The organism is Niallia tiangongensis (assembly GCF_044704065.1).
GTDB lineage: Bacteria > Bacillota > Bacilli > Bacillales > Cytobacillaceae > Niallia > Niallia tiangongensis.
Genome location: NZ_CP162613.1, coordinates 3,608,948 through 3,628,441 on the forward strand (window position 1 = coordinate 3,608,948; position 19,494 = coordinate 3,628,441).

Here is a 19,494-nt window from a genome sequence, read left to right on the forward strand (position 1 = left end):
CCTCTTTCAGTTTTTCATTAAAACATTCTACTAGAAACATTTCAAGCACATTATGCCCAGTTATTCATTTTTTTTTGGATTTTCGTCGATTTTTCGAAAAAAAGACAAATTTACGTCGATTTTCTTCTATATAATAGAATGATTCTGTGTTATAACACTTATTCAGAAATTTATGTTGTTATCCTTTTTTATTTGCTCGAATCCATGTGTCCAATTCGCTTAAAACCTGTTCCATTCCACGCATATTGGAGAAGCTAGGCACTTTTGCAAGTAATACTTGTTTCGGTGCTACTATATTATTCCCCTTTTTCTGCAGAATCAATATACTTTTTGCCGACTGTTTATTTTTGAAAAGCGTTTCCGGCAATTGCAAAATCCCCTGTATGTGTATTTCTTCTTTAATATAATCATGAAGATTGGCTGCTTGTTCTGATTCAAATAAATTATTTGGTATAACGAAGAATGCATAGCCACCTGGTTTTACATAATTCATGCTTTGTTCAATAAATAAATGATGTGCATATGTATGCCCATTATCTGATTTGACTTTAAATTCATTAGAGCGAACATCATTCGGATAATAGCCTACTGGTAAATCACTCACGACTACATCTACTGGATCAATAAATAAATGCTCTAAACTATCCTGGTTAAAAAATTCAATCGGCTGTTCCTGTAAATTTGCATTTACGAGCGCTAGCTGTAATAGCAAGTCATCAATATCTACACCGTAGGCGGCTATATTCTTCCCTTGCTGATGATTCATAACAGTTGTTAATAAATTACCTGTTCCAACCGCTAAATCTAACAAGCGCAGTTCCTCTTTCGTACAAAACTTTTGCACGAAATAGCCAAAAAGAATGCCGATAGAATCAGGTGTCATTTGATGATTTGGCTGTGTATTTTCTTTCATCCCTTTTAAAATCACAAGTTGAAAAGCTTTACGAATTTCTTCTTTTGTGTATTTAGCCAATTTGATTTCTTCATATGATTTTCTTAACCTTTTCTTACTTAATTCACTTAATTCTTCCTGTAATATAGCTTCTTGAAAGATATTCTCTCCTGTTAAAGCTAATGATTCTAAATACGTATATTCCAATTCTTCTTGAATAATCAATGCTGTTTCATTAAATACTGTAAATAATTCTTCTACTGGAGAAATGTTCATCTATCATCACCTAATTTATTGTAGATTTCTATGCTTAAAATTTCCGTTAAATATCCTATCTCCAAATTTTGCAGAATAGGATATATTTTAATATAATACAGCCAAATAAAAAGAGCCTGTCCTTTATATAGAAGGCCAAACTCTAGCTTATCATACGGTTAAAAATTTAACCAGATAATCGATTGTATTACCTGCAATTTATTATCGTTAATTCGCTGCTTTCACTGCTGCTATCGCTGCCTCATAGTTCGGATGGTTGCTGCCCTCACTGACATATTCTACGTAAGTTACGATATCATTTGTATCAACAACAAAAATGGCACGTGCTAACAATCGCAATTCTTTCATAGCCACACCGTATGCTTCTCCAAAGGATAAATCTCTATGGTCAGATACAGTAATAACATTGTCCAAACCGCTTGCTGCACACCATCTTCTTTGAGCGAAAGGTAAATCCGCACTTACCGTTATTATCTCCACATTCTTAAGACTAGCCGCTTCCTCATTAAATTTTCTTGTTTGAGTGTCACAAACACCTGTATCAATAGAAGGGATTACACTAAAAAGGCGAACCTTTCCCTTTGAGCTTGCTAACTTTACTTCTGACAGATCATTTCCTAATACAGTGAAATCTGGAGCTTTGTCTCCAACTTTCACTTCATTTCCAATCAATGTTACTGGATTATGTTTAAACGTTATATTTGCCATTAGTTCTCCTCCATTTTTGATTTAATTATATGTAATTACTACCATCATATCGATAGTTGCTTTTATTTGCAAAAAATACGAACTTTCCCTATAAATATAATTGCTTTGTTTTGTAAACAGAAGGAAACGAGCCCACTATCTTGTGTGAACTCGCCTGTACATCCATCTTTAAGGTTGATTTAAAACTCAATATCTTCTTTCGTTTGCTGTGTTTGAGCGTTATTGCTTGAATCAGATGATGAATCTTTTTTTGCAAACATTTGCTGAATTTTATCAACAGCTTGTGGGGCAATATCCAATATTTTTTCGTAAAGATGGGTACTTTCATCTAAATGCACCATTTTTACTCCCTCGGCATTTACAATAAGAAAAGCAATGGGAGTGATACTTACTCCTCCACCACTCCCCCCACCAAAAGGATGTTTAGTCAATGGATCATTTAACGAATGATTTTCAAGCGTGAATTCACTACCACCAGCAGCAAATCCAAATCCCACTTTAGATACGGTTAAAATGACGCTGCCATCAGGTGTTTCGACTGGATCGCCAATAATCGTATTGACATCAATCATTTCTTTTAAGTTTTCCATTGCGGTTGTCATTAAGCCTTGAATTGGATGATCTGACATTTTCCCATTCCTCCATTGTTCTATTGTTTACTTGGAATAGACGTTTCGTTTGTTTTAAACTTAGGAAAACCATCTTTCCAATATTTCACCAGTTTAATTCCTGCCATCATAGCATGCCCTATCCGAAATTGAATCATACAAGAAAATAATGTTTCAGAAGCCACTCCCTGAAATTGTGGATATATGTTGATTTTGGGCATATCCTTAAGCTTCATATAGTTACTAATAATTCCAATAATACTTCCTTTAACAGCCCAAATAGCACCAGAAATCATTCCAGTATGTGCTGCATCTCCTAGTCCAACAATAGAGCTCCATTCGATATGCTTTATTGTTAGTTTTGCTAAAAATGTCCTTACTATGCGATGAAATTGTACAACATGGGTTACTACTTCTTTTGAATTAGATAAGAAATTTAATAAATCAGATGCGGAAAATTGCTTCGTTTCCTCTTCGGTTTCCTTTTTACCATTTAATTCAGACTCCTCTTTCATCACCAATGTTGGAGAGTCATCATCTATTTTTATCAGAGGGATTGTTTTTTTGTATTTTATGATTCCGAACAGTGCTCGAATCTCTATCTTTAAATCATCATTATCTTTCTTATGATAATAGCGTATATGTATCGTTAGTTTTAAAAAGCATAGAAAAATAAGCACTAAAAAAAAAGCACCAATAATAATACCAATTATGGAAAGAACTTTCACTTTGGCAACACTTCCCTTCAGCTTATTATTATTGGATAAAATTTGAAAAAATAAACCTATTTCATCCTGACTCTTTTCTACGCTGTGGGAAAGCTATCATTATTCTTTTCAAAAATAAAAAAACGGCCGATAACAACATCCTTTTTCGTTGTTATCAACCGTTTTAATATTATCGTTCATGAATAACTGCTGTATCAGCAAATAAATCATGAATACCTTGTTTCTTCGGCAAGAAGGCAACTAACGCGTATAAAATAATAAAGCTTCCAGAGATAAATCGACCAATCCATTCCCGGAAAAGGATAGTATCCCATGTTAATCTTTCTTTGTTTATCGGTACAACCTTCAAGCCAAAAATCATCTTTCCTAACGTTTGTTTTAAAAACAGTGTCATTAAAACAAAATATAAATAAAATGTAATGGCGGTACAAATATTTACTGTAGAAAAAATACTCGATTCATGCAATGGCACATCTAGTATTCTTAATATGGGATAGATTAGAATACGATTAACGCTCGACACAATAATTATATCTGCTAAATAAGCCCAAAAGCGCATCCAAAAGCCAGCATATACATATGAAACTTCTCCTATAGGATCTATCTTACTATCTTCTGCATTCGGAGTTTGGTCCTCCCAATCAACGGTTTCATTTAACGAAACCGTTGTTTCGGACATTTCATCTTCCTTCAGTGAAGCTTCTGATTTTATATTTTCACGGTCATTACTCATTTGTTCCCCTCCTATTCTGCATATAAATACATTAGTCGAGGTGAGTTAGCATTGGTGACAATCTTTAATATATTTGCTAATTCTTTATCCTCACTTGTTATTAACTTTTTGGCAGTCATTCCAAATAGGGAAGCAAAACCAGTGTTGTCAGTATAGGTAACGACAGCTGCGTCCTTTAAATCATAATCTTTCTTCATCTGTTCTACTACATCATCAAAATAGCCAAAATCATCGATTAAATTTAATTCCTTCGCCTGTCTACCATCGTAAATTCGTCCATCAGCGATTTTCTTTACTTCTGCCTCTGTCATACCTCGGCCATCGGCAATGACCTTAACAAAGCCGGCATACGAATTATCAATTAATCTTTGTAGAATCTCTCTTTCATCCCCTGTCATTTCTCTTGTAGAACTCATGATATCCTTATATTTTCCACTCTTAATCGTAACAAACTCTACTCCATACTTTTCAGCAAGCCCTTCGAAATTATATCCACTCATAATAACTCCGAGTGAACCTGTTAATGTTTCCGGACTTGCAAAGATTTTATCAGCAGGTGCAGAAATGTAGTACCCTCCAGACGCTGCCATAGATCCCATTGATACGTATATTGGTTTTTTCGATTCTTTTTGAATTTCTACTAATTTATCATGGATTTGTGCACTTTCTACAACTCCTCCACCAGGAGAATTCACTTTCAAAATAACCCCTTTTACACTAGGATCCTCTTTTATGTAATCTAATTTTTCGATAAACGAAGTATGATTATAACCTACTGTCGAAAAAAGAGATTCGGCATCTCCTGTATCTTGAATGGTTCCAGATACTTCTAGTACAACTATCTTCTCAGAGAAATCTCCATCCTCTATATATTCTTCTACATATGGTCCTTCCCCTTCACTAAGAAATTGTCCAAATAAATCTTCGACATCCGTTGTGAATGCTACAGATACCATACTGGTTATAATGGAAAAGACAAAAATAATACCAGCTATCCCTAAAGCTGCCCAACGTTTTCCACTCATTACTTATAACCCCCTATTATTTCTTTCTGTTTCTTATACGCAGTAGTACCGAGATTGTTTCAGGAAAATGTCGGATTACTTAAATATATTCTTTTCGCGATTTACGCTATTCCTTTTGCTTGTTGCTGTTTTTTTGAATTAGAAAATAGTTTTGTTTGTGATAGAGAATAAATGGATAATGCTGACCAAATAAATATAAATGCCAATAAATGAGCTGTTGTAAATGGTTCATGATAAACGAATACCCCAAGTATCAGTGTTAATGTAGGTGTTAAATATTGAATGAACCCGAGCATGGATAGCGGAATTCGTTGCGCTCCCTTTGCAAAAAACAACAATGGCACTGCTGTTAACACACCAGAAATAATTAATAAGAAATCTAAACTAGTAGAAACAGCTAAAAATGCATGATTCCCTTTTACAAATAAATAGCCAATATACAATAAGGCAAATGGAGTAATAAACATTGTTTCCAAGGTTAACCCTACATCCGAATTAATTTTGATTAATTTTTTTGTTAATCCATATAAGCCAAATGTTAGTGCTAATGAAATTGCAATCCATGGAAATGCTCCATGAGCAAATGTAATAATGCAAACTCCCATTGCAGCTAATCCTACAGAAACATACTGAATTTTAGATAATTTCTCTTTCATTACAAAAATTCCCAATAATACACTTACTAATGGATTTATATAATACCCTAGACTCGTTTCGATTATTTTATTAGCATTTACAGCCCAAATGTAGATAAACCAATTACAGCTTACTAATATAGAGGCAATAAACAGCATGATACCCTGCTTTTTCTGATGCTTAAATGAACGTAGTGTGTGATAAAATAATTTCCATTTACGAGTAAAAGTTAGTAAAATGCACATAAAAATAAACGACCAAAAAATTCGATTTGCGAGAATTTCATCTGCTCCTACTCCTTGCAGATGCTTCCAATATATTGGAAACAGACCCCATATTAAGTAAGAAACACCAGCAAATATTACCCCATTTCTAACATTGTTTTTCTCCATTTTCATCGCTTCTTTCTATATTCGAAATATTCCATATTATATATATTTTTTTGGTAACTGGCAATCTTTTTAGAAATGTTTGTCAAATACAGGCAAAAAGATTAGGAATTAACACCTAATCTTTTTCATTTGTTATTACTCTTTAATCGCTCATACATAATTTCATTGCCAACAATTGTCTTTGTTACTTCTATTTTATCAATATCATGTGGACTTACTTCAAAAATATCTTTATTCAATACAGTGAAATCTGCTAAATAGCCTTTTTCAATTTTACCTCGATCTTCTTCATGGCAAATTGCATAAGCACTTCCCTTCGTATAAAGACTCACTGCTTCATATACAGTTAACGCCTCTTCCGGAAGGTATCCGTTTCCGTCTATATCCTCTGCATTAGATCTTGTAATAGCTGCTTGAATCCCCACTAATGGATTTGCACTTTCAATTGGGGCATCAGAACCGCCTGCACAATGTAACCCCTCTTTTAATAATGTTTTCCATGCATAACAATAGGTAAGATTTTCTTTACCCAGTCTATCCATTACCCAGGGAAAATCTGAAGTTACAAAGCTAGGCTGGATATCTAATATTAACGGCAAGTCTTTCATACGTTCGATTAAATCCTTGCGCAGCATCGTTGCATGAATAAGACGATCTCTTCCAAATCCTTGTAAAGGATGTTGTTCAATAGCTTGTAAAACCATTTCAAAAGCTGCATCGCCAATCGCATGTACGGCAATCGGAACTTCTCTCTTCCTTGCCTTTGCTACTAATTCATTTAGTTGCCCTTGTGAAAAAATGCTTACTCCCACTGTTGAAGGATCATCAACGTAAGGTCTACTTAAAAGAGCCGTTCTCCCCCCAAAAGCACCGTCAGCAAATATTTTCATACTACCAAGTTCAACCCATTCGGAACCACCTAAGTATTTCCCGCCGTCATTTATCATCTCTTCAAATACTTCATGGTGCACAAGCAAATGGGCTCTAAAATGATTTCCTTCTTCTTCGATTATTTTTTTATAGGAACGATATGTTCCTTCATAGCCATCATAATAATGTAAGTCTTCAGTATGAGCTCCAGTTAGTCCTAATTGATAGGCATCTTTAATACCTGCTCGCAATGCTCTTTCCACATATTCACCGGTTACTTTAGGCAATACTCTGGTTATTAAATCTTGCGCTTGATCTTTAAATACCCCAATAATAGTGCCTTCCTCATCCTTCTCAATAACTCCACCAAATGGAGATACAGCATCATTTGTAATATTAGCAATTTTCAAAGCGTATGAATTTACTGCGATTGCATGCTTACATATTCGATTTAGGAGGACTGGATGGTTTGGAACGTGCTGATCAATATCCTTTGAAGTCAGTACCTGTTGCTCTCGCCACATGTTTTCATTCCATCCATCTCCAATAATCCATTGCCCTTCTTCCACATTCTCTGCATAATTTGCGAGCAATTGTAGAGCTTCCTCTTTTGATGTGCAAGTGGATAAATTTAATCTTAATAATTTTTCTCCATGACCAACTAGATGCATATGACTATCTACAAACCCTGGAAGAAGAACTTCATCTTCTAAGTCTATTTTTTCTTGTATACTTCCTTCGTATTTTTCTTCCAAGTATTTTTTATGGCCGAAATCCACGATATATTGCTCGTCTGTAAAAATAGCTTCAACTACATGTCCTTCCTCTTTAAGCGTATATATCTTCCCACCATAAATCAATTTCCCCATACAGATCCCCCTATTATTCTAAATATATATTTCCGATTGAATAACAATAATATTTATCCCACTCTTAACGGATAGTAAAACTCTCACCTCAAGCTAATGAAAATTCGAGGAAGATAGGTGGGAGATCCACTGCCTGTATAGGCCCGATTGGTCCAACTAACCATCAGTGGGGGATGAAAGCCCCCCCACTGATGGAAGTTTCCCTATATAAATCAGCCATGTTTTATTAAAAAGGACACTAACTTTAGTGCCCTTTTTAATAGCTTTCGCACTCCTGTTGAAGAACGAGAAGCGTATTTTTTCTTCTTTAGTTGTTATGTTGTTCTTTCTCTCGTAATTCCACTCTTCTAATTTTTCCTGAAGTTGTCTTAGGCAATTCTTCCATAAATTCGATTTTACGCGGATACTTATATGGAGCAGTTAATTTTTTCACATGTGCTTGCAGCTCTTTTATTAATTCTACTGTTCCTTCGATCCCATCTCGAAGAACAATAAATGCCTTAACAACATTTCCTCTTATTGGGTCTGGACTAGCAACTACCGCACATTCTTTAACAGCTTTATGCTTAACTAACGCATCTTCTACTTCAAAAGGTCCAATCGTATAGCCTGAGCTAATGATAATATCATCTCTTCTGCCTTCGAACCAAAAGTAACCATCCTCATCTTTCTTGGCACGGTCACCAGTGATATAGTAATCTCCACGGAATTGATTTTTCGTTCTTTCTGGTTCTTTTAAATATTCCTTAAATAATGCTGGTGTATCTTTGTGTACAGCAATATCTCCAACTTCCCCTATAGAACAAATTTCTCCATCCTCATTGACGATTTCTACGATATTTCCCGGAGTTGGTTTCCCCATAGATCCAGGTCGTAATTCTACTCCCTTTGTTATCCCAACTAGTAACGTATTTTCAGTTTGTCCATATCCGTCACGTACATCCAGTTGGAAATTCTCTTTAAATACATCAATCACTTCTCTGTTTAGTGGTTCTCCAGCAGAAACAGCACTTCGTAATTGATCTAAATGATACTTTTTAATATCTTCCACTTTTGCCATTAAGCGATACTCCGTTGGTGTGCAGCAAAAAACATTCACTTCATATTTCTCTAAAAGCTGCAGATATTTTTCCGGGTTAAATCTGCCGTGATAAACAAGTCCAATAGCACCAGAGCCTAAAACAGATAATAGAGGGCTCCAAACCCATTTCTGCCATCCTGGACCTGCAGTTGCCCAAACAAGATCACCTTCTTCAATATTCAGCCAATTTGGTGCTGCCGTTCTGAGATGAGCATAGGCCCAACCGTGAGTATGTACGACACCTTTTGGATTACCCGTTGTTCCTGATGTGTAGGAAATGAATGCTGTATCTGACTTAAGTGTACTTACCATTTCCAGTTCATCTGAAACCTCAAGTACCCGGTCATCTAAAAGCATCCATCCTTCTTTTACTCCACCTAGCACAAAACGTTTAATAGTATGTATTTCTTCCACTAATTCTAATTCCTCTAAAAATGGATAATAGCTAATAACCCCTTTTACCTCTCCATGCTTAATGCGATATTGTAAATCTTTTGCACGAAGCATTTCTGAGCTTGGAAGGACAGTTATTCCTAGTTTTAAAGCTGCTAAGTATACCTGATAGGCTTCCATTATCCTTGGAACAATGACAAGGACAACATCTCCTTTTTGCAAGCCCTCTTCTTTGAAAACATTTCCTATTCTATTTGCTGCTTTCATTAAGGAGGAATAAGTAACTTCTTTTGTTTCGCCATCTTCATTCTCCCATTTTAAAGCAAGTCTATCTGGATTTTGGGCAAATTTTTCAATCTCCGAAACAAAATTATATTGTTCTGGAGCAATTAAATCCTCCGTTCGCATAATTAGTCTCCTCCTGTTTCTAAAAGTAAATACTTAACCCATTATACTACCCTATCTTCATTTTTTGAATTAATTAAATTTCATTCCTTTTATAGCCTATTTTTAGAAGCCAATCCTTTTTCTAAAATAGCATAAAAAACCTATACCCGTCTTGAGGAAAAGCACGAAAAAGAAGCAAGGCATGATACCTTGCTTCTTGTAGCCATTACTATTCAATTATTTAGAGAAACCGCCGCCTAATTGTTGTTCAGCCATTTGCACTAAACGTTTTGTGATCTCACCACCAACAGAACCGTTAGCACGAGAAGTTGTTTCAGCACCTAAGTTTACACCAAACTCAGTAGCAATTTCATATTTCATTTGATCTAGAGCTTGAGAAACTCCAGGTACTAATAATTGATTTGAATTGTTGCTGCTTGCCATGTGTATCACCTCCTTGTGATAATAGAATGTGTAATACACATGGCGTTCATTCGTTTTCATTACTGGTAATTGTTCACAAAAAAAGCAGGGAATTTTTGTATTAAAACATGTCTCCCTTTATGAGGTCACGCAAACGACTTTAAAAAAGAGAATCCATTTCCGGCTCCATCTTTTTCTCTTCCCTTTTAAGGATAATCGTTTCAACATGATTAACTGCTTCATCAATCAATGGTTCAAAATCAGTAAAGCTTTCATAATATCGTATTTTTTCTTTTTTGGGTTTGGTTTTAGGCGAGGCTGGTACAAATACCGTACAGCAATCCTCATATGGTCGAATAGAGATATCATGTGTATCAATTTTCTTTGCCCATTCGATTATTTCTGTTTTATCTGTAGTTATTAAAGGTCTCAAAATAGGTGTATTTGTTACATCATTGATCGCATACATACTTTCTAATGTTTGACTAGCAACTTGCCCTAAGCTTTCACCCGTGATAATCGCCAGTGCTTCTTTTCTTCTGCGAATTTCATCCGTTATTTTTAGCATAATTCTTCTTGTTGCAGTCATTGTATAGTTTTCTGGTATTTGCTTATGAATTAACTGCTGAATTGTCGTAAATGGAACAACATGTAATACAAAATGACCATTAAAATTTGCAAGCTTTTCCGAAATATCAATTACCTTTTGTTTTGCTCTCTCGCTTGTAAACGGAGGACTAAAGAAATGAACCCCTTCTAATTCTAATCCTCTTTTCATGGATAAATATCCTGCTACTGGGCTGTCTAATCCACCAGATAACATAAGCATCGCTTTCCCACTCGTTCCTGAAGGAAGCCCCCCTGCTCCTGGAATATTTTCACAGGAAAGATAAATTGCTTCTGTTCTAACTTCAATTTGAACATTTATATCAGGATTTTTGACGTCTACTTTTAAACCAGAGATATTTTTTAGTAAATGCCCACCAATCGTCTGATTAATTTCATTTGTATCCAGTTCGAATTCTTTATCAGCTCGTCTCGCACTTATTTTAAAGGTACATCCATCTTTATATAAAGAAGAAACAATATCCAAAGCAGCTGCATTTACTTTCTCTATATCCCTATCAATCTTTACTGCTGGGCTAAAGGATTGAATACCAAAGATATTCTTAAGTACTTTAGAAATTTCCTCTTCCTTTTCACCATTTAACATTATATACATTCTTTCTCTTTTTGCTTCAATTGAAACAGATGGAAAGCCCTCAAGAGTCTTTGCTATTGTTCGTTTTAATTTATCTACGAATTGTTTTCTGTTTCTCCCCTTCGTAGATAGCTCTCCATAACGTATTAAAATACGATCATATTTCACTTCATTACCCCTCTCAACCATTCCTGAATATCTTTTATAGCTGTAATTACTTTTTCCATTTCTTCCATTGTATTTTCATAGGATAAGCTAATTCGGAATGAGCTTTCTGCAAGCTGTTCTGGTACACCCATTCCTAATAATGTTTTACTAATTTTATTTGTTTTCGATGAACATGCACTCGTAGTGGATATATAAATATCACGTTCCTCTAATGCATGAACAAATACTTCTGCTTTTACTCCTTCGATGGAGAAATTAAGAATATGAGGTACACTTTTTTCTAGTGCTGGCGAATGAATAGAGATACCTTCTATCTTGGCTAATTGCTCACGTAAATAAACATTCACCTGCTTCAGAATAGGCAGCTTCTCCTTTTGATTTTGCAGCTGCATCCGTAATGCCTTGGCTGTAGCAACCGCACCAGCAACATCCTCTGTTCCACTGCGAAAAGTATTCTCTTGCCCGCCACCTGCTAATAAAGGCTCCATTCTTTTTCCTTCTTTTATATATAAAACTCCATTTCCTTTTAACCCATGGAATTTATGGGCAGAAATGGTATAAGCATCTATATTTTCCTTATTAATGGAGATAGCTTGTTTTCCAATTCCTTGAACACCATCTACATGAAAAAATATATTTGGATAATTGGATAATAGCTTACCGATTTCCTCAACTGGCTGTATGGATCCTATTTCATTATTTACATGCATAATAGAAACTAGGATGGTTTCTTTGCGTAAATTTTTGATTATATCCTCGATTGATACTTGTCCAAATTTATTGACAGGAACATAGGAAATAGAAAAACCGTCATCTTCTAATTGCTCCATTACTTTATGAATGGAATCATGTTCAACCGCTGTGGTAATAATATGATTTCCTCTACCTTTATAAGTACGAGCAATTCCTTTTAAAACGGTGTTATTTCCTTCTGTACCACCTGAGGTAAAAAATACTTCCTTGCTTTTCACTTCTAAAAGTCCCGCGATTTGTTCTCTTGCCTGTATTAACAGCTTCTCTGATTTCATCCCAATTCGATGGATCGAGGATGGATTTCCAAAATATTTTTGGGATACAGTCGTAAAAGATTCAATAACCTCTGGAAAAGGCTTGGTTGTTGCACTATTATCTAAATATATCATTACATTGGAATTTCCTTTCCATTATAAAAATTCGTTATTCTACTTTTTCCTTTAACGCCTTTCTTTTTCATTAATAGTCTATATACGAAACGCTTTGAATAGATACGTCTCTAATCCAGGGGGAAATACTATGCACTAATTGAAGTTTCACTTTATTATGCTACCAAAAAACTTTTTCAAATAAAAGAATAAGCTTCAAAAACATTAGTATAAAAAATTTTTTTGTCTATTACTTACCGGAAATAAGATTTTATCTCTTTACATTATTTAGAAACTTATCGCTTTCCACAGAAAAAAGTCTGAGTATTTCTCTCAGACTTTTTCTACTAATGATGGAATTAGGTGTTGCTCATTACTTTTCATTTTCTGTCCATTCATGTGACCAAGCTTGGATTTTATTTGTACTTCCAGGCTCTATTTCTTCAATTGTTGTTGCAGCATACTGTAATGCTTCTTTATAACGATAGTTTCTAAAATGTGCTTCTGCTTCTAGTAAGCCTTGATGGACTTTTTGATATTGGCGACGATATCTGTTTCCATATTGAATGATTTTCTCTGCTAAATAAACTGTTTCTACTAATTCAATTGTTGCGTTAACTAGCACCGTCACTTTTTCTTCTGTTACTTCAATTATTTGCTTCACTTCAACCATATTTAATGGTGTTCGTTCTAACATTTTTTTTACTTCATCAATACTTTCTTTTGCTTCTTGCACTAGCTCATTATATTCATCAGTCACACCTGGCAAATTACTATTAGTAACTCTTCTAATAGCTTCCGCCACTTGTTTACTTAATTCTCTCATGCGATCATGAGCAGAAACTTCATCTTTACGTAGAGCATGCAGCTTATCAAATAAAGCTTTTTGTTCTAAAGAAGCATTTTCTAATTGCCCTTTCAGTTCCTTTAGTTCTTCTCCCAAAAGAGTATGTGCTGCTGATTCTGTCAAAAGCTTATGTTCTAATACTTCATATTGTTTATATAGATGATTTAATTTCTTCTCAAGCTTAAATTGCAGCTCAATATCTTCATTATCCAGATTATAGTTAGTCTGCAATAATCGGACTTCTACTTGCAGCTGCGCGTTTCCTTGCTGAACATCTTCTAAGATTTCCTTCGTTGCGTTGATATTATTACTACAATAATTTTTTGCAAGCACTTCTTTTTCTAATAAATCATAAAGTAAATCCAGCTTTTCCTGTATTTCAGTAATAACCTTTTCTACTGCCTCAACATTTCCTTCCTTCAAATCATTTTCAGTCGAAGCAAGTTCATTCATTAAGTTTTCTATCTCTTCTGCCATTTGTAAATGTTCCAAAATATATCCTTGCTCCAACATATCTACATAGCCATCTTTTAACTCATCAAGTTGTTCTGGCAATTTTGTCTGATATTCAATAAGTAATGGAGGAATTTTTTCCATAAGATAAGTAATCGTTGTTAAACGCTCTTGCATATTATAAACAATCTCTCTTGCTTCCAAATAATCCCCATTATTTGTTTTTTCATCATAAGTTATAAATAATCCCGCAATTTCTTGAAGCATTGTTTCAATCTTTTTCTCTGTCTCTCCATATGTATGACGATGTGCTAAAAGATTTTTTTTGCTGACACGATAGGATTCTTTAAGTTCTTCCATTTCCGATCTGTTCTTTTCTTCACTACCAACAAGATTATTAAGTTCCTCTAATATAGTATCAATCCTTTTATCTACACTTTCCATTTTAAAGCGAATAGTATCTTGTGTCTTCTTCGCTTTCGGAAAGTTATATTTATCAATATAACTTTCTGTATCAAAAAGCAATTCCTCAATATTAGGCAATTCGGTAGTAACAATGTCATCCCATTCTTTTCTCCATCTTTCAAATAACTCTTCGGTTTGTCCAATCATGTTCAATTGTTTAACCTTTGCAAGCTCTTCTAAAACTGGACGATTCATCATGTTTATTTTCCAATTTTCTAATTCATCGACACCGTTATAATATTTTCTTTTAATAAAATATCCCGCTACGAATAGGCAGATAACTATACCTATTCCTCCAATTATGTAATTCATTTGAAGCCCCCTGTTCATACACCGGCCATAATTCCGTATCTATTTTAACTAATATTTATCCAATAGTAAGGAGCAGGAATCCCAAAAGGCATAGGGATAACTGCCGAAAAAAATGATTGCTTTCACAAAATCCAATCAAAAATGCAATGTTTAAGCAATAATAGATATCTCCCTTTATGAAGGTTAATTTCTTTGTATTTATGATAACATGTAAACGACAATTTTTGACTATTATTTTATGTTTTTTTCATAATTTCGTTTACTTTTTTCAAAGTTCGATAGATAACTTAAATTATATAAGTATTTTTCCAAAATAACACGTATAACTACTTCTTTATTGGTCTTCCTGCTATATTAGGTATATATCAATAATAGCAGGAATAGAAAGGGTGATTATTTCCATGCCAAAAGACGGACATATCCATACACCATTTTGTCCACACGGTACAAAAGATTCTCTTAAGCAATACGTAGAACAAGCACTAGCTCTTGGTTTCACAGAAATGACATTTACAGAGCACGCCCCCTTACCAAAAGGGTTCATCGATACAACACCAACGCAAGACAGCAGTATAACTTTCGAAACTTTACCTATTTATTTAAAAGAAATACAAAGTCTCAAAAAAGAATATGAAGAGATAATCAAGATAAATGTAGGACTAGAAATTGATTATATTGAGGGATTTGAGCTAGAAATAAGAAACTTTCTAGCTGATTGGGGTCATTTATTAGACGACAGCATTTTAAGTGTACACTTCTTGAAAAATCCTATGAACAATCACTATGATTGTGTCGATTACAGCCCTGAGCTTTTTGGACAAATCGTCAAACAGTACGGAGGGATTTCAAACGTTTATAATTCTTATTACCAAACACTTTTGAAATCAATTCAAGCAGACTTAGGTCCAGCCAAACCAAAACGAATAGGTCATATGACACTGATACATAAATTCCAAGATTTGTATCCTGTTGATCAAGACTTTCAAACGATTATATTCACAATTTTAAACGAGGTAAAAAATAAAGGTTATGAACTGGATTATAACGGAGCAGGTGTAAATAAGCCATTTTGCAAAGAACCATATCCTTCAAAGTGGATCGTTGAAGAAGCGATAAAACGTAATATCCCTTTAGTATATGGTTCTGATGCTCATCAGGCAAAAGATTTAGGACAAGGCCGGAACGTCATGCTATGGAATAATCGATAATTCTTTTTCATTCAGACAAACAACATCATGAATCCATCGATGGATCTCTTCTAAGTATTTTCTTTTGAAATAATCTTCATTTACGAAAACATGAAGAACCTCGGTAACATAGAACGAATGAATAAAAGGCATGGAGAGTAGTCCTTTTAATTGAATGATACTATAGGAAATAGACTGTTTCCTAAATTCTTTCCTCTCTATTCCTTTTTCAAAAATTTGTGTAAAGATATATCTTTCTTTCACATAATAAGTCGACATTATTTCTCTAACAACTTGTGAATCAATCGTAACTTCTCTTAAAATAAATCTAGTTAGTTGCGGATTTTTGCATTGATATGTGATAATACAGTCTACTAATTTTTTTAATTTTTCTGTTGGACTGCAGGATTGTAAAAACACTTGTTCTAACAATTCTAAATAGCTTTCAAAAAATTTCATATAACAATACTCTAACAATCCTTGTTTACCATTAAAATAATAGGAAATATTCGCTGTATTCACTTTTGCCAGCCCAGCTATATCCCGGATAGAAGTACCATGATAGCCTTTCTGATTAAATAAAGAAATGGCGGCTTCTACAATGGCATCCCTTGTTGAAATTTCTTTCATCTAGCCTTACCCCTTTTCTGTTGCGAATCCTAAAAAAGTATGGTTGAATTATTAAAAACTTCTATTCATTAGAAAGACTGTTTTTTCAAGGAAGAGTGTGTAATTTCAATACCAGTATTTTTTATAAACAGCCATTAAAAGTTACAAATATTCTATTCATTACACTTCTTTATAAATAGGGAGAATCCTTTAATAGAATACCGACAAAGTATGGGGTCCTTCTATATTTATCGTCAAAAAACAACATAAAAAATGAGAAAGATCGGTGATATGCATGTTTAGCGTCGAAACATATAAAGGTAAACGGGAAGAACAGTACCAATTAGTTGAAAAACAATTACGTGCTTTATTAGAAGGAGAACATAATACAATTGCAAATCTTTCTAATGCATCAGCATTATTAAATCAATTTCTAGAAAAAACCAACTGGGTGGGCTTCTATCTAGTTGAAGACAACGAGCTTGTTCTTGGACCATTCCAAGGCTTACCTGCCTGTGTACGCATTCCATTTGGCAAAGGTGTTTGTGGGACGGCAGCCCTTAATAAAGAAACAGTAAGAGTAGAAGATGTTCATCAATTTCCTGGTCATATTGCCTGTGACGCAGCCTCTCAATCAGAAATCGTCATACCATTAATAATGGAAGACGGGACTTTAATTGGCGTCCTCGATATTGACTCTCCAGAAAAGAATAGATTTGATGAATTAGATCAAAATTATTTAGAGATTTTTGTAAACACATTAGTTAAGTTTCTAAAATAATCAGGATGTACTTCCTAATATAAAAAAGGTGTTCTGCCCTTCTTCAAAAGAGAGGCAGAACACCTTTTTATTCGCTAACAAGAAAAGTATTTTGGATAACTACCTTGTCTTTTCCTGTTTCTTTCGCTATATATAATGCTTTATCTGCACGCTTAAAAAGCGTATTATACGTGTCATTACTTTGCTTATTCCAATAAGAAACTCCACATGATATCGTAACAGATGGTTTAGAATTATCCTTTACCTTTTTCACTAATCTTTCAGCAATTGTAACGCCGAAAGAAAGAGGTACTTTTGGTAAATAAATAGCTAACTCTTCCCCACCCCATCTGGAACCAACATCTGAACTTCGAATATTTTCTTTAATAATATTCGCCACTTGAATGATAATATCATCGCCAATTTGATGTCCATATGTGTCATTAATTAATTTAAAATCATCAATATCAATTAAAATAAAAGTTCCTTCCACATCCTCTAATAAGGACCTCTGAATCTTTTCATCCAAATAACTTCGTGAATATAGTTTCGTTAAATGATCTGTTACGACCATTTTTTCCAACTCCTCTCTTAACAAGGAATTAGTTAAGGCAAGGGTAGAATGATGAATCAAAGATTGTAACAGTTTAAATGTATCAAATGGAAAATGGTATGCCTCTGGATGCATTACTATAGCAAAACCCTTTAATACCCCTGTTTGCATCATTGGTACAGCCATTATAGACTTATACCGTACATCCTCAATCTGCATACTGAAATCCCCTAAAAAAAGGGAATCTTTCTCGATTTGAATTTTCTCTTTAAAATAATCAATGTATTTCTTAGATTCCGGCTCAAAAAAGAAAGAAGAGCTTCCTAACAGTACTTTTGTTGAATCATTTTCAAGGGAAAACAGGATAAATCCTACTTCCTTTGCATTAAAACTTGCAGAAATTCTTTCACAAATATAGGTCATCATTTCATTTAAACGTAAATTAGAATTCAATTGATCAGACGCCTCATTAATTAACTGCAAATCGGTAACCAATTTTTTTGATTGCTGATACAACTGAGCATTTTCCAACGCTCCTCCTGCCGTATTGGCTAATAAAGAAATAAATTCCACTTCATTTTTCGGAAAAGAGATAACATCTGGAACAATAATTTGTAGAACACCGTATACTCCCTGTTTTCCTTTTAATGGAGCATAGATAACAGAACTTTTTACTTCTTTCAAGTTTTCAAATTGCAATTCACCAGTAACATAGGCTTCCATAGCAGCCGTGTTTTCACTGTCATACTCTAAGTCCTTTACTGGCAAATCCATTGGACTGTTATTATCATGTGACAGCAAAAGGTAATAACGATACGATGGATACACTTCTTTTAAGGTGGAAATTACCTCTCTTAACACGTCTTCCATCTTCATTGATGAATGAAATTTTTCTGTCACTTTAAACAACTGCTTATATTTCTTTTTATCTCTATTAATATTCATCATATCTTGCATATTTCTAAATAATATTTCGACTTCCTTTGCTACCATATCAAATAAAGAAATCTCCATCTCCCCATTTGGATCATCCAATAATAATTCCTTCTTAATCTTTATCGCTAAAATATGGTCAACTTTCTCCTTACTTTTTAGAGCTAACATCATATAATCATGTAATGTATCTTCCTTAATAGGCGCTCGATAAAATTTATATTCACATGCCAATGATAAATTTTCCTTTATACAGGTCGTCTTTCCTAAATAATCCCTTTTAGCAGTGGAGGATACGATTGTCCAATTCACATCCCATTCTTCACTGGTATATAGAGTAACCTGAACAGCCCCAAATACTTCTTTTATCGCTTGGAGCGCTTCTTGGATAATTATGTCATATTCCTGATTTATTAATTTAATATCATACAATTCAAAAAAACGACTTTTTAATATTAATATTTTTTGGTGGCCAAGTAAGTCCATGTATTTATCACCTAATTCACCTAACTATTCATTCTTTGATATATTAAATCCTATTTCTACATATCATTACGAAGTAAATAAAAAAAGATTAAATATAAATCGAAACACTCTATCCTAGAAACATACGAACCATTTTCTTTTACTATTCGTTTTGTTATTTTTAATGATACCGTAATTATAATACCTTTTCTGCTTATTTATAAATAGATGCTCCTTTAGAATGGTTGTTCAAAACAACAACCTGTAAGAAACAACCACATAATAGATTAACGGGAATTAATTTTCTTTGAGGATGTAAAACAATTGATTCTAAAATATCAAGGTATTTAAAAACAGTACTAATTACTTATCTGTTCGCAATACAAACAGGAGGAATCT

Annotated in this window: 17 protein-coding genes; 2 read left to right on the forward strand and 15 right to left on the reverse strand. The window is 34.0% G+C overall.

Translation table 11 applies throughout. The annotated features are described in order from the left end of the window. Positions 1–178 precede the first annotated feature (178 nt). The 13 genes from AB3U99_RS17320 to ezrA form a co-directional block, all read right to left on the reverse strand. Entirely contained in the window at positions 179–1,168 is a 990-nt protein-coding gene (locus tag AB3U99_RS17320) for a class I SAM-dependent methyltransferase (RefSeq protein ID WP_400242785.1), read from the reverse strand. Between the two features lie 207 nt (positions 1,169–1,375). Beyond that, positions 1,376–1,876: a thiol peroxidase gene (gene tpx, locus AB3U99_RS17325; protein WP_400242787.1), complete on the reverse strand. Its 501-nt coding sequence runs from the start codon at positions 1,874–1,876 to the stop codon at positions 1,376–1,378. A gap of 179 nt (positions 1,877–2,055) precedes the next feature. Next, positions 2,056–2,505 carry a GerW family sporulation protein gene (gene ytfJ / locus AB3U99_RS17330; protein ID WP_400242789.1) on the reverse strand — a complete coding sequence of 150 codons (450 nt, stop codon included), beginning with the start codon at positions 2,503–2,505 and terminating at the stop codon, positions 2,056–2,058. Positions 2,506–2,525: 20 nt separating this feature from the next. After that, positions 2,526–3,212 carry a DUF2953 domain-containing protein gene (locus tag AB3U99_RS17335; RefSeq protein WP_400242791.1) on the reverse strand — a complete coding sequence of 229 codons (687 nt, stop codon included), beginning with the start codon at positions 3,210–3,212 and terminating at the stop codon, positions 2,526–2,528. A gap of 169 nt (positions 3,213–3,381) precedes the next feature. Then, complete coding sequence (locus AB3U99_RS17340) at positions 3,382–3,945, reverse strand: RDD family protein (RefSeq protein WP_400242792.1); 564 nt, start codon at positions 3,943–3,945, stop codon at positions 3,382–3,384. An 11-nt stretch (positions 3,946–3,956) separates the two neighbouring features. Further along, positions 3,957–4,970 (reverse strand): signal peptide peptidase SppA, encoded by a 1,014-nt coding sequence (gene sppA, locus AB3U99_RS17345; protein WP_400242793.1) that lies wholly within the window; start codon positions 4,968–4,970, stop codon positions 3,957–3,959. Between the two features lie 101 nt (positions 4,971–5,071). Then, positions 5,072–5,998 (reverse strand): EamA family transporter RarD, encoded by a 927-nt coding sequence (rarD, locus tag AB3U99_RS17350; protein ID WP_400242794.1) that lies wholly within the window; start codon positions 5,996–5,998, stop codon positions 5,072–5,074. A gap of 125 nt (positions 5,999–6,123) precedes the next feature. Further along, positions 6,124–7,737: an amidohydrolase gene (locus AB3U99_RS17355; protein ID WP_400242795.1), complete on the reverse strand. Its 1,614-nt coding sequence runs from the start codon at positions 7,735–7,737 to the stop codon at positions 6,124–6,126. A 307-nt stretch (positions 7,738–8,044) separates the two neighbouring features. After that, entirely contained in the window at positions 8,045–9,619 is a 1,575-nt protein-coding gene (gene mbcS, locus AB3U99_RS17360) for an acyl-CoA synthetase MbcS (protein ID WP_400242796.1), read from the reverse strand. Between the two features lie 216 nt (positions 9,620–9,835). Beyond that, a complete protein-coding gene (locus AB3U99_RS17365; RefSeq protein ID WP_031534962.1) occupies positions 9,836–10,042 on the reverse strand; it encodes an alpha/beta-type small acid-soluble spore protein in 207 nt (68 codons plus the stop codon). Between the two features lie 139 nt (positions 10,043–10,181). Continuing rightward, positions 10,182–11,390, reverse strand: coding sequence for a tRNA uracil 4-sulfurtransferase ThiI (thiI, locus tag AB3U99_RS17370; RefSeq protein WP_400242797.1), 1,209 nt, complete (start codon positions 11,388–11,390; stop codon positions 10,182–10,184). Further along, positions 11,387–12,532, reverse strand: coding sequence for a cysteine desulfurase family protein (locus tag AB3U99_RS17375; protein WP_400242799.1), 1,146 nt, complete (start codon positions 12,530–12,532; stop codon positions 11,387–11,389). The genes thiI and AB3U99_RS17375 overlap by 4 nt, the downstream gene beginning before the upstream one ends. Before the next feature lie 352 nt (positions 12,533–12,884). After that, a complete protein-coding gene (gene ezrA / locus AB3U99_RS17380) occupies positions 12,885–14,588 on the reverse strand; it encodes a septation ring formation regulator EzrA (protein ID WP_400242801.1) in 1,704 nt (567 codons plus the stop codon). 401 nt (positions 14,589–14,989) lie between these two features. Here ezrA and hisJ point away from each other — a divergent pair, with 401 nt between their 5' ends. Then, complete coding sequence (hisJ, locus tag AB3U99_RS17385; RefSeq protein ID WP_400242803.1) at positions 14,990–15,796, forward strand: histidinol-phosphatase HisJ; 807 nt, start codon at positions 14,990–14,992, stop codon at positions 15,794–15,796. Here the strand turns inward: hisJ and refZ are convergent. Beyond that, positions 15,779–16,405 (reverse strand): forespore capture DNA-binding protein RefZ, encoded by a 627-nt coding sequence (gene refZ, locus AB3U99_RS17390; RefSeq protein WP_400242804.1) that lies wholly within the window; start codon positions 16,403–16,405, stop codon positions 15,779–15,781. The genes hisJ and refZ overlap by 18 nt on opposite strands. A 274-nt stretch (positions 16,406–16,679) precedes the next feature. On the opposite strand from refZ, the gene AB3U99_RS17395 reads away from it, so the two are divergent. After that, a complete protein-coding gene (locus tag AB3U99_RS17395) occupies positions 16,680–17,165 on the forward strand; it encodes a GAF domain-containing protein (protein ID WP_400242806.1) in 486 nt (161 codons plus the stop codon). A gap of 67 nt (positions 17,166–17,232) precedes the next feature. On the opposite strand, the gene AB3U99_RS17400 is transcribed toward AB3U99_RS17395, so the two are convergent. After that, positions 17,233–19,116 carry a diguanylate cyclase domain-containing protein gene (locus AB3U99_RS17400; RefSeq protein ID WP_400242808.1) on the reverse strand — a complete coding sequence of 628 codons (1,884 nt, stop codon included), beginning with the start codon at positions 19,114–19,116 and terminating at the stop codon, positions 17,233–17,235. Positions 19,117–19,494 lie beyond the last annotated feature (378 nt).

What these genes read in the sequence shown, in the direction of transcription:
- tpx (WP_400242787.1), bottom strand. Translation starts at nt 1,876, where the DNA reads ATGGCAAATATAACGTTTAAACATAATCCAGTAACATTGATTGGAAAT.
- ytfJ (WP_400242789.1), bottom strand. Translation starts at nt 2,505, where the DNA reads ATGTCAGATCATCCAATTCAAGGCTTAATGACAACCGCAATGGAAAAC.
- AB3U99_RS17395 (WP_400242806.1), top strand. Translation starts at nt 16,680, where the DNA reads ATGTTTAGCGTCGAAACATATAAAGGTAAACGGGAAGAACAGTACCAA.
- AB3U99_RS17320 (WP_400242785.1), bottom strand. Translation starts at nt 1,168, where the DNA reads ATGAACATTTCTCCAGTAGAAGAATTATTTACAGTATTTAATGAAACA.
- AB3U99_RS17365 (WP_031534962.1), bottom strand. Translation starts at nt 10,042, where the DNA reads ATGGCAAGCAGCAACAATTCAAATCAATTATTAGTACCTGGAGTTTCT.
- refZ (WP_400242804.1), bottom strand. Translation starts at nt 16,405, where the DNA reads ATGAAAGAAATTTCAACAAGGGATGCCATTGTAGAAGCCGCCATTTCT.
- AB3U99_RS17355 (WP_400242795.1), bottom strand. Translation starts at nt 7,737, where the DNA reads ATGGGGAAATTGATTTATGGTGGGAAGATATATACGCTTAAAGAGGAA.
- AB3U99_RS17340 (WP_400242792.1), bottom strand. Translation starts at nt 3,945, where the DNA reads ATGAGTAATGACCGTGAAAATATAAAATCAGAAGCTTCACTGAAGGAA.
- AB3U99_RS17400 (WP_400242808.1), bottom strand. Translation starts at nt 19,116, where the DNA reads ATGGACTTACTTGGCCACCAAAAAATATTAATATTAAAAAGTCGTTTT.
- mbcS (WP_400242796.1), bottom strand. Translation starts at nt 9,619, where the DNA reads ATGCGAACGGAGGATTTAATTGCTCCAGAACAATATAATTTTGTTTCG.
- ezrA (WP_400242801.1), bottom strand. Translation starts at nt 14,588, where the DNA reads ATGAATTACATAATTGGAGGAATAGGTATAGTTATCTGCCTATTCGTA.
- hisJ (WP_400242803.1), top strand. Translation starts at nt 14,990, where the DNA reads ATGCCAAAAGACGGACATATCCATACACCATTTTGTCCACACGGTACA.
- sppA (WP_400242793.1), bottom strand. Translation starts at nt 4,970, where the DNA reads ATGAGTGGAAAACGTTGGGCAGCTTTAGGGATAGCTGGTATTATTTTT.
- rarD (WP_400242794.1), bottom strand. Translation starts at nt 5,998, where the DNA reads ATGGAGAAAAACAATGTTAGAAATGGGGTAATATTTGCTGGTGTTTCT.
- AB3U99_RS17375 (WP_400242799.1), bottom strand. Translation starts at nt 12,532, where the DNA reads ATGATATATTTAGATAATAGTGCAACAACCAAGCCTTTTCCAGAGGTT.